Genomic DNA, 13342 nt, shown 5'->3' with positions numbered 1-13342 from the left:
GGGCAGAGCTTGGGCTGCTTGCTTGACCCAGTTGATTACCGTGTTGTGACACACGCCTGTGACTCGTTCAATCGCACGAAAGCCCATGCCATTGAGATAGAGGTTCAAGCAGTGTGCCTTGACTTCCAAGGAATAACCCTGAGGGGTGTGAGTTTCACGAAATTGACGATTGCAACTGCGGCACAGATAGTTCTGGATACCCTTGCGTCGTCCGTTCTTGACGGTTTGGTTGGATTGACAGTGTGAACATTGCATCATACTTCTATTGTGCAACGCCAAAAAAGCTGACAAATTTTTATGAGACCAGCACCATCCGAATTATTTCTGGTACTAGTAGATGGAGTAGCTTAACTCCCCTGAGTAAGCATCAACGTCCGAGGAGTAAGGAGTAGTCGGTGAGCAAGTTAAATCCCACTCAGCTAGAGCAACTCAAAGAAATTGGCGTGCAGCTGCACCAAACGCGAGAGCAGCAGTCTAAATCCCTTGAAGAAGTTGCAGCCAAAACGTTTATCCCCCTGCGCCTGCTACAAGCCATAGAAGTCGGTCAAGCAGCAGTCCTACCTGAACCTGTCTTTATTCAGGGCTTTATTCGTCGCTATGGAGACCTTGTAGGACTGGATGGAATGGCTTTATCCAAACAGTTTTCACTAGATAGCACCACTGTTACATCCGCTAAAATTGAGCAACCCAAAGTTGCTTCTCCACAACCGCTACAACCACAACCCGTAAAATCTCAGCCAGTCGTCTCTGAGCGGGAATTTCCTGCGGCAAAAGCCGTTTACACACCAACACTTAGCCCAAATACAACCAGCTCAGATGTTGAGCCAGAATTGACTCCCTCAGGGTCTTCCAGAACGTCAACTCCCTTCAATCCGCTCTATGCACTCTATGGAATTGCCGGAATTCTCATCCTTGGTGGAGGCATCTTCCTGATCAGCCAAATCAAGCCTCAGTCAAGTGAGTCCTTACAAGAAACGGCTGAATCCAATGTATCTAGTTCTTCCACTCCTACTGTTCCTCAGACCGAAGCAAGCCCTGTTGCCTCACCTCAGCCCTCAGCCGTCCCCACTGACGACATCGAAGTCAGTATTAACCTAACTGAAGCATCCTGGCTACGAGTTACCGTTGATGGCGAGATTCAGTATGAAGGAATCTTACCCCAAGGAGAACAGCAAACTTGGAATGCCAAAGAACAGGTAGTCATTAGAGCCGGAAATGCTGGAGCCGTTTTAGCCAGTCTCAATGGAGCATCCCCCCAACCCTTGGGAACTAGAGGAGCCGTTGCAACAGTCACTTTCCCCGAAGCCGAGTAGTTTTCCACCAGTGTAGGCTCGATTTCAAAAGCCAGAGTAACGGATGCTAAGTGGCAAACAGCACTCTCTAACTGTTGAACCCCAGTTACACGATTCCGAAACGGATGTTAGAATCCGCTCAAAAATCAGCCTATCCATCCCTGATAGATCTGCTTAATGAGCGGTGCATTCTGTTCTTATACGAAGTGCGTTCAATGATCTCGTTTTGGAATGAGGAGCTAGCACCATGGATCAAGGTTCACAAGAACTCCGTCGCGCTGCCGCTAAAGCATTTGAGCAGGCGATCGCCCAGCTAGAAACCACTCTGCAATTGCCCAATGAGGTCACTGATCTCACAACTTCTCCACCCGAAAACGCCAAACAGCAAGCCGATAGCGCTAATTCCCCCTTTGACCTGGATGCGCTGGCAGATGCCGCTGCCGACATTGAGCAATTCATTCAAGCAAAAACTCAGCTTCCAAACGAGCCTCCTGAGTCAAAGGAGTAGGGAATAAAACAAAACTTCCTCCTCACTCCCTAGCTCCCAGCCCCTAAGCCCTCCCTCTGCCGCTGCGCCTCATACAGAATCAAAGCAGCTGCGATCGCCACATTCAGCGACTCTACACCTACTGCCAGAGGAATTTTGACCTGTACATCAGATATCGCTGTCAGTTCCTCTGACAGCCCAGCACCTTCGTTTCCTAGCAAAAGTAGCGTCGGTGGCTTAAAGTCTGCTTGCCAATAGGTCAACTCAGCCGTAGGCAACGTTGCCACCACCTGCACGCCCTGAGTCTGAAGCTGCAAAATCTCTGCCCGCAAATTTTTACTAGTTGCCATCGGCAACCGAAACCATTGTCCAGCCGATGCTCGCAGCACTTTAGGGTGGTCCAAATCAACACTATCTGCACTCACCCACAAACCGTCAGCACCAGCCGCCGCCGCTGTGCGAATCACCGTACCCAAATTGCCTGGATCTCGGAGCGTTTCTAACGCGACAGCCAAACTGATCCTCGAATCAAGAGCATGATCATGCGATCGTCGGTCTGCCGCAGCAACTACACCATCAGGTTGAACCGTGGTGGCGATCGCCCCCAACACCTCAGCACTCACCAGCTCTATCCGACTCGCCTGCCGACTCGCCCGCTCCCAGAGCTGAGCATGACGGTCTTGCCAGTCAGGAGTACAGCACACTACTGCCAAAGGACAGTTCACTGCACAAGCTTCCTCTAGCAAATGTGTCCCTTCCAGCAAAAATAATCCTTGGTCCCGCCGTTCCTTCGCGCGATGCAGCTTTCGCATCTGTTTGACCAGCGGATTTTGCAAACTAGTCAGCATCGCAACAAGCAAAATTTTGTCGAAGAATAGATTGAAATTTTGTTACACAAGACGACAAACGTATAAGTAGTTTTGACGAATTACAGAACTTAGCTTGTTTCATAAAATTATTAAGTCCCGATCTAGCTCAAGCTAAATCGGGACTTAATTTCGCATTCAAAAATGCGGAACCCGGGACTTGAACCCGGAAGTCTTTGCAGACACTAGAACCTGAATCTAGCGCGTCTACCAATTCCGCCAGTTCCGCACTAGCGCTTTTTAGGGCTGCGATTCGCTATCATCCCCTAATCTTGAGCAACAGTCAAGCAAATCCTTAAATTAATTCTAGCCCATAGGGAATTCTAGCTTCAGTTCAGCAAAATTGCTGTAAGTCAGAATTCTCGACATCTCAACACTTTCCGGTAGAATCAGAACCAAATTTGAAGTCACAGATAACCAACCGATTCTGGAGGACAGACCCATTACTCCTTCTTTTAGTTCATCAAGTAGTTCATCAAGCCCTCGCTCTCTACCCGAGGAAGGCGACTCCGTACTCAAAATCTGGGGCAAAGCGCCTTTGCAAGGACAAGTAAAAATCAGCGGAGCCAAAAATTCAGCCTTAGTCGTTATGGCAGGCTCATTGCTTTGCCCTCAAGATTGCCGTATTCGCAACGTCCCGTCTCTGGTTGATGTACAGCGGATGGGCGAAATTTTGTCGTCTTTGGGCGTGAAGTTAGAACGGCATGGTGACGCTCTAGAAATCGATGCACGACACATTGGACAATCTAAAGCCCCTTACGAGTTGGTTAGCCAACTCCGAGCTAGCTTTTTTGTGATTGGCCCACTGCTAGCGCGGTTAGGAGTTGCCAGAGTCCCACTACCGGGAGGATGTGCGATTGGTGCTAGACCTGTAGACCTGCACGTTAGAGGGCTACAGCAAATGGGGGCTGACGTGCAAATTGAGCATGGCACGGTTCATGCTTACACCACAGGAGCAAACAAACGGCTCAAAGGAGCCAAAATATATCTGGACTACCCCAGCGTAGGTGCGACCGAAACGTTGATGATGGCAGCGACTCTAGCCGATGGAGAAACGGTGATTGAGAATGCTGCTCAGGAGCCAGAGGTTGTTGATCTGGCAAATTTCTGTCGAGCAATGGGGGCAAAAATTCGCGGAGCAGGAACCAACACCATCCTGATTTCAGGTGTGCCGAGTTTGCACTCCACCGACTACTCCGTCATTCCCGACCGGATTGAAGCGGGGACTTTTTTGGTTGCTGGAGCAATTACCCATTCTGAAATTACCCTCGCTCCTGTTGTGCCAGACCACCTCGCGGCAGTCATTGCCAAACTTCAGGCGATCGGTGCAGAAGTGGTAGCTGACGCTCCTAATCGCCTGCGGATCATTCCCGCTCAAACTCACTTCGCTACAGACATCGAAACCTTGCCCTATCCTGGTTTCCCAACAGACATGCAGGCACAGTTTATGGCGCTGCTGACCCTCAGCGAAGGCGATAGCGTCATTACAGAAACCGTGTTTGAGAATCGTCTGCGCCACGTGGCAGAGCTAAACCGTATGGGCGCAGATATCCGCGTCAAAGGAACTCATGCCATTGTCCGAGGCGTCCCTCTATTGTCGGGTGCTCCAGTCGTAGCAACCGATCTGCGGGCTTCTGCGGCCCTAGTGCTAGCAGCCCTGGCAGCAGAGGGAATGACCACAATTCAAGGGCTACAGCACCTTGATCGGGGGTACGACAATCTGGAGGTCAAGCTGCAAAAACTAGGAGCTAAACTGCAACGAGTTCCAGCAGACCCATCAGAGATAATTCAACCCGTCTCAACTGACTCATCAGAAACAGGTGTCACAGCTTAATCAGTCCAACTGATGCGATCGCCTCTTAGCCCCGGCGATCGCTCCCCCGACAAGCTAAACTTCTCGCTATACTAAACTCGAAGCCGGGTGTAACCTGCTTTACAAAGTTTCCCTCCAGTTCGCCATGTCCTTCTCCAAAACTTTTCTGGTTGGTCTTAAATCTGACCAATTTCGTCACCCTTTAGATTTGAAAGCAACCCAAGCGCTAAAACAGCTTCCTGGCTTGGATTTGCTCATTCGCAATCTACTTGGTCCAATCGCTGAACAATTTTTCTATTTAGAGAATATTGCGTCCAGCATTTTAGTCAGTGAGCAGCAGTTGCCCGATTTGCACAAGCTGCTGGTCGAAGCCTGCCAGGTTCTAGATTTGGAGACTCCGCAACTCTACATCCGTCAACATCCAGTACCCAACGCCTACACGTTTGCGGTGCGAGGCAAGCAACCCTTTATCGTGGTTCACACCTCACTGATTGAGCTACTCACTCCTGAAGAAATTCAGGCAGTGATCGCTCACGAACTGGGTCATCTCAAGTGCGATCACGGAGTTTACCTGACTCTAGCCAACTTAGTCGTGTTGGCAGCAGGAAACCTGATCCCGTTAGGAGGAGTGATCGCTCAAAACCTTCAGGCACAGATTTTGGAGTGGGTTCGCTGCGCTGAATTTACCTGCGATCGCGCTGCCTTGCTCGTTGCCCAAGATCCCCGTATCGTCGCATCCGTACTGATGAAGTTGACCGGTGGCTCACCCACCTTGTCCTCTCAGCTAAACCTGGATGCATTTCTGGCACAGGCTCGTTCCTACGATGACATCAGCGACAGTGAACTAGGCGAATTGCTGAAGCAAGCTCAAACTGCTCAACTGACTCACCCCGTTCCAGTATTGCGAGCAAGAGAAATTGATCGCTGGGCAGGCAGCCAAACTTACCAATCACTACTCCAAAACCGCACAATCGGCTATAATGGTGAAGCTAAACCAGAGGGCGGATGGCGAAATTGGTAGACGCACCACACTCAAAATGTGGCGGCTTCGGTCATGCGAGTTCGAGTCTCGCTCTGCCCATTAATTTGAATCAAGTTTCTCCAGAATAGGTTTCTCAAAAAACTTATCTGGAGAACAACGGTCAGCCAATAACCTGATAGGTGATAGGAGAAAATTAATGTCTCAACAGCTCAAGCGGTGGGAATCTCCCCGCCGGGAAGGTAGAAACGACAAAGGCAAAGGGGGCAGTGCCCGACAGCGACAAAAACTGAAGCAGCTAAAGGGTCTGCGGCAAAAGCTAAAGCGGCAGTCTGATCAGGCAGAAACTAAGAGGGGAGAGAGCGCAAGTTCTTTCCCCTCTTTTGCTTTCCCCAACCCTTCAGATTCGGATAGACTCTTGCAAGATTCGATTAAGTCATAAAAATCTAAAACATTCCGTACATAGGAGATGTTTAAGCGATCGCGGGAATAATGCTAGGAGAGACATCTTTTAGTCGCCGATTTTGGGCAACTGGACTCAAGAAATAGAGCAGTCCCACTCATAGAGTTGAGACCAAAGCTAAAATCGCCGAAGAATGCCTCTCTAAGTCCAGTCGTGTTAGCCCCAACAACCGCTATTGCAACGGCAAGAGGCGAGAATGTGAACATAGAAAACTTGAATCAGCAGCCGAAGATAGCTCAAATTCATTCATGCCAAGAATTGTTTGATCAAGCCCCAGCAGGTTACTTAATCACTGACCAAGCAGGGCTTGTGCAGGAGGCAAATCAAGTAGCCGCACATCTATTTGGAGTTGCTAACGGTCAACTGCTAGGCAAGTCTCTAGCTGCTTTTGTAGCTGCTGAAAGTTTAGAGCAATTTTTGTTGATGTTAGCTCAGTCACAGCAAGACTCAGCAGGGCAGTCAGCAGAAATTTGCTTCGTTACGCCTCAGGGAAATTCGCTTCATACAATTCTCAGCATCAACGCAGTTTTTGACTTGACAGGTCAAGTAGCGGGGTTACGGTGGCTAATTCAAGACATTAGCGATCGCAAACAAACCGAAACACAGCTTCAACAGCAGGTAGAACAGGGAAAGTGGCTGGGGGCGATCGCTCGTCGCATTCGTCAATCGCTCAACCCTCAAGAAATTTTAGACGCTACGGCAACTGCTACCAAGTCATTTTTTCAAGCAGATCGAGTGCTGATTTCTCGCGCCAGACCAAATGGCGACTGGGTGAATGTAACCGAGGCACTTGAATCAGGTTGGACCTCCGTTTTAGGTTTTGCAGTAGAAAAAGAGTGGGTAACAGAGCGTCTTGATGTCTACCAACAAAAAGGCGCATACACCATTCACAACATTGAGCAAGCTAGTCTTTCACCGAGAAGTCTGGAACTGCTCCATCACTACCAAATTCAAGCGCTCCTGTCCATTCCAATTATTCAAGACGAGCAGGTTCTGGCATTTCTATCGGTGCATCAGTGCCGTAGCCCCCGTAACTGGCAAATGTCAGAAATTGATGCACTCCAACAGCTAGCAGACCATCTAGCAACCGCTCTCCACCAGTCAGAGCTTTATCAACAGATTCAGCGACTCAACGCCGACTTAGAAAAAGAAGTGCAGCGGCGCACGATTGAAGTACAGAGAGCAGTGGCATTTGAATCAATGCTGAAGCGAATTACTGATAAAGTGCGAGATTCGCTTGACGAAAGTCAGATTCTAGAAACTGCTGTACGTGAGCTGACCCTGGTGCTGGGCTTGAGCGGCTGTAACGCAGCGCTGTACGACCTCGACCAGGGCACATCCACCATTCATTATGAATACATTGACTCGATTCCTGCGTATCAGGGAAGAGTTGCTCAGATGAACCATTTCCCAGAGATTTACAGCCAGCTACGGCAGGGCTATTACTTTCAATTTTGCTCCCTATCCCCCAACCCGGTCCGGGGACAGGTTGCAATGCTGGCCTGCCCAATTTTCGTTGATTCAGAGTCTTCTCAGGGCGTTGAGCAAGTCGTTTTAGGCGACCTGTGGTTAATCAACCACAAAGATTATGTATTCAACGAGTTTGAAATTCGACTGGTCAGGCAGGTTGCAAACCAGTGTGCGATCGCCATTCGTCAAGCTCGACTGTATCAAGCAGCTCAGGTTCAGGTGCGCGAGTTAGAAAGACTCAATCGCCTCAAGGACGAATTCCTCAGCACCGTTTCCCATGAATTGCGGACTCCCATCTCCAACGTCAAGATGGCAATTCACATGCTCAGAACTGCCACAACGGAAGAGAAGCGGCAGCGGTATTTAGAAATTTTGGACGCAGAATCGACCCGTGAAGCGGAACTGATCAACGACCTGCTCGATTTGCAGCGGCTAGAAGATGCTTGCTACCCCATCACCTTCGAGGTCATTCGTCTACAAGATTGGCTACCGGGGATCATAGAACCCTTCCATACTCGAACTACAGTTCATGATCAAATCCTAGATGTTTCCTACCCTTCTGATCTGCTGCCGATGGTGGCAGACCCAGTTGTCTTGCGACGAATCCTCGCAGAACTGCTAAACAATGCCTGCAAATATACTGTTCCTGCGGGTGAGATTTATCTCAAGGTGTCTCAGGAATCAAACCTCGGCTTGAACTTAAATTCAACAACGGTCTTTACCCTTCGCAATCGGGCAAATATTCCTCATTCTGAACTGCCCCATATTTTTGAGAAATTCTACCGGGTTCCCAATGCTGATCCCTGGAAACGGGGCGGGACGGGATTAGGACTGGCGCTCGTACAAAAGCTGGTAGAACAGTCTGGCGGAACAATCAAGGCGGAAAGCACAGATGGCTGGACATCTTTCACGGTGCGGCTACCCACTCAGATCCAGACGGAGATTTAGACGTTAGGCATTGCTGATTTGAAGTCACGAATCTGGTAGAGGCGTTTCGCGAAATGTCCTTGTAGGTAACGAACAGCCCCGCGTTAAAATGAGAAGTCTCATCTGGGCTATTTTTTATCGAGTGGCGATCGCGCTCTAAATCTGGCAGAGTGATTCAGAAGGTATTGCTGCCATTTACCTATGATATCTGCTCGTTTTATTCGATTTTTTCAGCACCTTAATCTAGCAACCATCAGGAAAACGATTGATTGCGTAGGCAAGCAGCGTCTACCGGGTCTAGCTTCTGAGATGGCGTACAACGCGATGCTGGCCCTGTTCCCCGCAATTTTGGCTGTACTTACTGCAATTGGCTTGTTTCAACGCTTGCAGACTGCTTTTCAGCGTTTGGCAGATGAGGTGAGTGAACTAGCGCCTTTAGAGGCACTGGGGCTAATTCAGGGGGTCGCTAAAGAATTGAGTGAGAGCAGCAACGGTGGGCTGTTTTCCTTGAGTTTTGCGATCGCACTCTGGGCATCTTCTGGAGCGCTGAGTGCAGCCATGACCGCGCTTGACCAGATTCATCGAATTCCTCCAGAAAAAGTTCGCCCCTTTTGGAAGAAAAAGCTGATTTCCATTGGCTTGACGATCGGGACGATTTTGCTGCTGATGCTTGCCTCGACCCTCATTTTTGTAGGTGACCTGATTGTTCGTCGGTTAGCAGATGTCAGCCTTCTGGAAACGTTGTGGCGACTGTTGACCTTTCCTCTAGCGCTCGGCATTGTGTCGATTGCCTTTGCCTTTGTTTATCGCTTTGGACCAAGTCAGTGGGTTCCAGGAAAACCCATTCTCCCGGGTGCAGTCCTGGCAGCGATATCCTGGGCTATCCTGTCCAACTTATTTCGTTTTTATGTTGCTCAGTTTGGCAACTACAACAAAGCTTATGGAGCTGTTGGAGCCGTAATTGTGCTGCTCTTGTGGCTCTACATGAGTTCTCTAGTAATGTTGATTGGGGATCAGTTGAATGTAACCGTTGGCGAATCGATGCAAAGACGGGCGAAGCTGATTCGGCATCATCATGATGAAACTGAGGATGTGGCGATCGTTAAACCTGACACAGCTCAGCCCCAATCACGCCGTCTAAAATTGGTGCGAGGGTTTCGCATTGGGCGTAAGTAAAATCCGATAGAGCCACAGCTTTCAGCGTTTTATCCGCTGGATGAAATCAAAAACCCCGGCTCCAATCGACAGGAAAATTAAGAGCCAGATCACCAAACCTGGCAAAAACGTCAAAATCCCAATGCCTCTCAGCACCCAAACTACCAGTGTGATCCCCACAAATGACAGAAAAAGCGCGGTTTCTGTCCTGACCGATCTGCTCATCTCTCTTCCTCAGACAGCGACCTACAGCTTATACACACCGAGTTACGTCCACCTGCGGCTTTGAATGCCCGTCAGAATTCCAACCCCGATGGACAACAGCACGATCGCCCCGACTGCGGGTCTAGGAATCGCTACACCGTAAGCCTGTAGCAATAGGATGATCGCTACTGCTACCAGCAGAAAACCAAAAACGTATAGAACGATCGTAATGGCAAGATTGGGGGTTCTACCCACAAACTCTTCTCCTCACACCTTTAGGAATTGCAACCCCCATTGTGACATGGCAAGGGTCAGCCTGTTCTAACCAGATTAGGCTGCAGGCGAAACAGCATATTCGCAAAGAAAATTTAACAAATTCACGAATATCTTTATAATTGGTTGAAATTAGTTTCGTGATTTCCTCAGTGGACGTGGTTATGGTAGTGGATGGAGTTCCTGCAAAATCGAAAACCAACTACTTGAATTATTGAGTTTGAGCCCCTTAGTTTGAACCACTTAATTGTTTCACCAGGAGTTGCTGAACTGAGATGACCGGATTTGCTGTGTTGGGCTATGCTGACTCCGAGTCAGGTCAAAGCTTTGATGTTGCTAGAGAGAAAGCGCTCTTAAACGGAGAAATTTTGCTAGAGACGCGATCGCACTCTGCCTGGGGGGGAGCAGTCACCGCCTGGATGTACCTGCCTCTAGAGCGATCGCAGGTCTGGCAGCAGGTAACGGACTACCCTAGCTGGGTTCAATACTTCCCTGATCTGGTATGCAGTGAGGTGTTATCTCACGGGGAAAGCTTGCAGGGATGCAAACGGCTCTACCAGGTCGCTAAAAAGACATTTTTCATGCTTTCAGCTCAGGTTGAGATTTATCTGAAAGTCATTGAAACCGTTCACACTAGCGCCCGTCAGCAGATCCAGTTTCGGATGGAAAGAGGCAGCTTTACAGACTTTGCGGCTGATCTAAAGCTTCAGGATCACCAGTCGGGCACATTATTAACCTATTCTGTGCAAGCAACTCCAACCATTCCGGTGCCTTCTGTATTTATTCAGGAAGCAATGCGGCTTGATTTGCCTGCTAATATGCGAAAAATGCGGCAAGTGATTTGCGGCCGCTAGTTACTCTTCACTTCACTTCCTGAATCATGTCAATGCAAAAGTTTGTGCAGCGGTTAGGTTCTGCTGGTAGCTGTTTAGGACTAAGTTCTCTGGCTTGGCTGGGGTTTAGTGCACTGCCTGCGATCGCCCAACTTAGCCCTCCTAACAATCTCAGCACGCTGCAAAACTCTCCAGCTAGCCAGCGCTTGCTAGAAATGTTTTCCATAGACATCCAGAACACTATCTCAGCCTGTGCCGACCAGGGAAAAGTTGACCTGGCAGCAGGGGCAGGGAGCAATGGTGCAGTTATTTGTGGAGACGGCTCAAGCCAGCCAGAAGTCTCCTATACGAGCTACCTGGACACCATTTCAGATATCTTGGCGGCAAGTGGGCTAGTTGGCTTTAGAACGGTGGTGGAAGCTGATCCCAGAGTTACGCCAGAGATGTTGGTGACGGTTTTCTCAAACCCCCAAGGTACAGCAACTTTCTACAATGCAATTCAGTCTGTCATCGTCCAAAGTCAGCTTTTGCCTGCTGACGCGGAAGACTCTACAGCACTTTTGGCAAACGAAGTAGTCGGAAAGTTGCGAAATAGCCTACAGAGTCCAGCAAACCTTGAGGGACTGCTGGGTACGGCAGAACAGTACGCTCAGGTTGTTGATAATTTCTGCACGGCACCTGGCATGTCAGTTGACCAGGCGCGACAACAAACACCCGGATTAACCTCCATTCAGCTTTACGCAATTTGCGTCCAGGAATCGGGTATGGCAGACGAAATGCTCCAGTTGGTCAATTAACACTGTGACCCTAATTCTGACTAACGATGACGGCATTGACGCCCCCGGAATTCGAGCGCTCTGGCAGGCTGTTGGGGGACGGGGCATCGTTGTCGCACCTCAGCAGCCTCATTCAGGCTGTAGCCATCAGGTGACGAGCGATCGCCTCATTCACATCCAGCGCCGTTCTGATCAAGAGTTTGCGATCGCAGGTACCCCGGCTGACTGCACTCGCATTGCGCTGCATCACCTTAATTTCAAACCCGAGTTTGTCCTCTCGGGGATCAACGCGGGCGGCAACTTAGGAGCAGATGTATATCTATCGGGCACCGTAGCGGCAGTGCGAGAAGCCGTTTTACATCGGGTGCCCGGAATTGCAATTTCCCACTTTATTCGACGGGGTATGGCGATCGACTGGCAGCTTGCAGCCCGTTGGACGGCACAGGTGTTAGACAAACTGATGCAACAACCCGTTGAGCGAGGAGCCTTTTGGAACGTCAACCTACCTCACCTGGAGCCCGGATCACCTGACCCAGAAGTTGTTTTTTGTCCACTCTGCACTCAGCCTTTACCAGCCGTCTACCAGGTTGAAGGAGAATATTTACGCTACGTGGGCGAATACCCCAAACGCGCCCGCGATCCGGGTGCTGACGTTGAAGTGTGCTTTTCGGGCAAGATTGCGATCACCCAACTGCGGCTGTAGCCTCTATAATCCTTAGCGTAGGTAAAGGGGCGATACAGAATGCGGATTTTGATCATGGGTGGAACGCGGTTTATTGGCGTTTACCTGACGCGAATTCTGATAGAGCAGGGTCATGAGGTGGTGCTGTTTAATCGCGGCAACAAGCCTGCTCCAGTAGAGGGAGTGCAGCAAATTCAGGGCGATCGCACCGACGCTGCCCAACTCAAAGACAAGCTTTCCTCCGAGCAATTCGATGCGGTGTTTGACAACAACGGCCGTGAATTGAGCGACACACAGCCCCTTGCCGAAATCTTCAAAGACCGGGTGCAGCACTTTGTCTACGTCAGTTCGGCGGGGGTGTATCTCAAGTCTGACCAGATGCCCCACGTAGAAGGCGATCCCGTTGATCCGAAGAGCCGCCATAAAGGGAAGTTTGAGACAGAAACTTATCTGGCAGAAGCGGGCATTCCGTTTACGTCGATTCGTCCGGTCTATATTTACGGGCCGCAAAACTATAACGATTTAGAAGCCTGGTTTTTTGATCGAATTGTGCGCGATCGCCCCGTTCCTATTCCCGGAAACGGAATGCATCTAACCCAGTTTGGGCATGTGCAGGACTTGGCGGCAGCAATGGCGGCAGTTTTGGGCAACTCGCAGGCGATCGGGCAAATCTACAACATATCAGGCGATCGCGCTGTCACCTTTGATGGGCTTGCCCGTGCTTGTGCCGCAGCAGCAGGGAAATCGCCAGAGTCCATAACAATCGTGCATTACGACCCCAAGCAGTTTGACTTTGGCAAGCGCAAAGCTTTTCCGATGCGGGTTCAGCACTTTTTTACAGACATTCACAAGGCGAAGCAGGAGTTGGGCTGGCAGCCGCAGTTTGACCTGGTCGGTGGGTTAAAGGATTCTTTTCAAAACGATTACATGACCAGTGGTCGTGATCAGAGTGCGATCGATTTTTCGACTGATGATGAGATTTTGCAGTCCTGATTGGTTATTAGTATTGAACAGGACTTACGCAGCGGCACTAGGGATAGGGGGTGGTTAAGTTGAGCTATGCTCGCTACAGTTCCAGTATGAGTGCATCAAACAGCGATTGCGATGACATTTACTAAGCTG

General features: G+C 49.7%; 15 protein-coding genes and 2 tRNA genes. 12 read left to right on the top strand and 5 right to left on the bottom strand.

Annotated elements, in window-relative coordinates; genetic code table 11:
- On the bottom strand, positions 1 to 255 hold a 255-nt coding region (locus H6F93_RS15465; RefSeq protein ID WP_524537875.1), incomplete at its 3' end, for an IS1/IS1595 family N-terminal zinc-binding domain-containing protein.
- 140 nt (positions 256 to 395) lie between these two features.
- Between H6F93_RS15465 and H6F93_RS15460 the strand changes: the two genes are divergently transcribed.
- Together H6F93_RS15460 and H6F93_RS15455 are read left to right on the top strand one after the other, a co-directional pair.
- Positions 396 to 1313: a RodZ domain-containing protein gene (locus tag H6F93_RS15460; RefSeq protein WP_190682301.1), complete on the top strand. Its 918-nt coding sequence runs from the start codon at positions 396 to 398 to the stop codon at positions 1311 to 1313.
- 226 nt (positions 1314 to 1539) lie between these two features.
- A complete protein-coding gene (locus tag H6F93_RS15455; protein WP_190682299.1) occupies positions 1540 to 1800 on the top strand; it encodes a hypothetical protein in 261 nt (86 codons plus the stop codon).
- Positions 1801 to 1829: 29 nt separating this feature from the next.
- Here the strand turns inward: H6F93_RS15455 and H6F93_RS15450 are convergent, their stop codons facing one another.
- Both H6F93_RS15450 and H6F93_RS15445 read right to left on the bottom strand, forming a co-directional pair.
- Entirely contained in the window at positions 1830 to 2627 is a 798-nt protein-coding gene (locus H6F93_RS15450) for a TrmH family RNA methyltransferase (protein ID WP_190682295.1), read from the bottom strand.
- Between the two features lie 163 nt (positions 2628 to 2790).
- A tRNA-Leu gene (locus H6F93_RS15445) sits at positions 2791 to 2874 on the bottom strand.
- Between the two features lie 138 nt (positions 2875 to 3012).
- Between H6F93_RS15445 and murA the strand changes: the two genes are divergently transcribed.
- The 6 genes from murA (at position 3013) to H6F93_RS15415 (ending at position 9473) form a co-directional block, all read left to right on the top strand.
- Entirely contained in the window at positions 3013 to 4479 is a 1467-nt protein-coding gene (gene murA, locus H6F93_RS15440; RefSeq protein ID WP_524537953.1) for a UDP-N-acetylglucosamine 1-carboxyvinyltransferase, read from the top strand.
- Between the two features lie 124 nt (positions 4480 to 4603).
- A complete protein-coding gene (locus tag H6F93_RS15435) occupies positions 4604 to 5479 on the top strand; it encodes a M48 family metallopeptidase (protein ID WP_190644914.1) in 876 nt (291 codons plus the stop codon).
- Positions 5458 to 5539, top strand: a tRNA-Leu gene (locus H6F93_RS15430). The genes H6F93_RS15435 and H6F93_RS15430 overlap by 22 nt, the downstream gene beginning before the upstream one ends.
- Before the next feature lie 97 nt (positions 5540 to 5636).
- Positions 5637 to 5879: a hypothetical protein gene (locus H6F93_RS15425; RefSeq protein WP_190682292.1), complete on the top strand. Its 243-nt coding sequence runs from the start codon at positions 5637 to 5639 to the stop codon at positions 5877 to 5879.
- Positions 5880 to 6098: 219 nt separating this feature from the next.
- Positions 6099 to 8318, top strand: a complete 2220-nt coding sequence (locus H6F93_RS15420) for a GAF domain-containing protein (protein ID WP_206755732.1) — start codon at positions 6099 to 6101, stop codon at positions 8316 to 8318.
- Between the two features lie 180 nt (positions 8319 to 8498).
- On the top strand, positions 8499 to 9473 hold the full coding sequence (locus tag H6F93_RS15415) for a YihY/virulence factor BrkB family protein (protein ID WP_190682287.1): 975 nt from the start codon (positions 8499 to 8501) through the stop codon (positions 9471 to 9473).
- 21 nt (positions 9474 to 9494) lie between these two features.
- On the opposite strand, the gene H6F93_RS15410 is transcribed toward H6F93_RS15415, so the two are convergent.
- On the bottom strand, positions 9495 to 9677 hold the full coding sequence (locus H6F93_RS15410) for a hypothetical protein (protein ID WP_190682284.1): 183 nt from the start codon (positions 9675 to 9677) through the stop codon (positions 9495 to 9497).
- A gap of 42 nt (positions 9678 to 9719) precedes the next feature.
- Positions 9720 to 9911, bottom strand: a complete 192-nt coding sequence (locus H6F93_RS15405; RefSeq protein ID WP_190644909.1) for a hypothetical protein — start codon at positions 9909 to 9911, stop codon at positions 9720 to 9722.
- Between the two features lie 293 nt (positions 9912 to 10204).
- Here H6F93_RS15405 and H6F93_RS15400 point away from each other — a divergent pair, with 293 nt between their 5' ends.
- Genes H6F93_RS15400 through H6F93_RS15385 form a run of 4 tightly spaced genes read left to right on the top strand, consistent with a single transcriptional unit; the run spans position 10205 to position 13213 of the window.
- Complete coding sequence (locus tag H6F93_RS15400; RefSeq protein WP_190682281.1) at positions 10205 to 10783, top strand: SRPBCC family protein; 579 nt, start codon at positions 10205 to 10207, stop codon at positions 10781 to 10783.
- A 26-nt stretch (positions 10784 to 10809) separates the two neighbouring features.
- Positions 10810 to 11559, top strand: a complete 750-nt coding sequence (locus H6F93_RS15395) for a hypothetical protein (protein ID WP_190682278.1) — start codon at positions 10810 to 10812, stop codon at positions 11557 to 11559.
- Between the two features lie 4 nt (positions 11560 to 11563).
- Positions 11564 to 12241 (top strand): 5'/3'-nucleotidase SurE, encoded by a 678-nt coding sequence (gene surE / locus H6F93_RS15390; protein WP_190682275.1) that lies wholly within the window; start codon positions 11564 to 11566, stop codon positions 12239 to 12241.
- 39 nt (positions 12242 to 12280) lie between these two features.
- Complete coding sequence (locus H6F93_RS15385; RefSeq protein WP_190682272.1) at positions 12281 to 13213, top strand: NAD-dependent epimerase/dehydratase family protein; 933 nt, start codon at positions 12281 to 12283, stop codon at positions 13211 to 13213.
- Positions 13214 to 13342 lie beyond the last annotated feature (129 nt).

The sequence above is a fragment of the Leptolyngbya sp. FACHB-671 genome, from assembly GCF_014695745.1.
In the GTDB taxonomy this organism is placed as follows: domain Bacteria; phylum Cyanobacteriota; class Cyanobacteriia; order Elainellales; family Elainellaceae; genus JAAUTN01.
The sequence above is the reverse complement of the archived record's forward strand: the minus strand, read 5'-3'. Positions and strand labels throughout refer to the sequence as shown.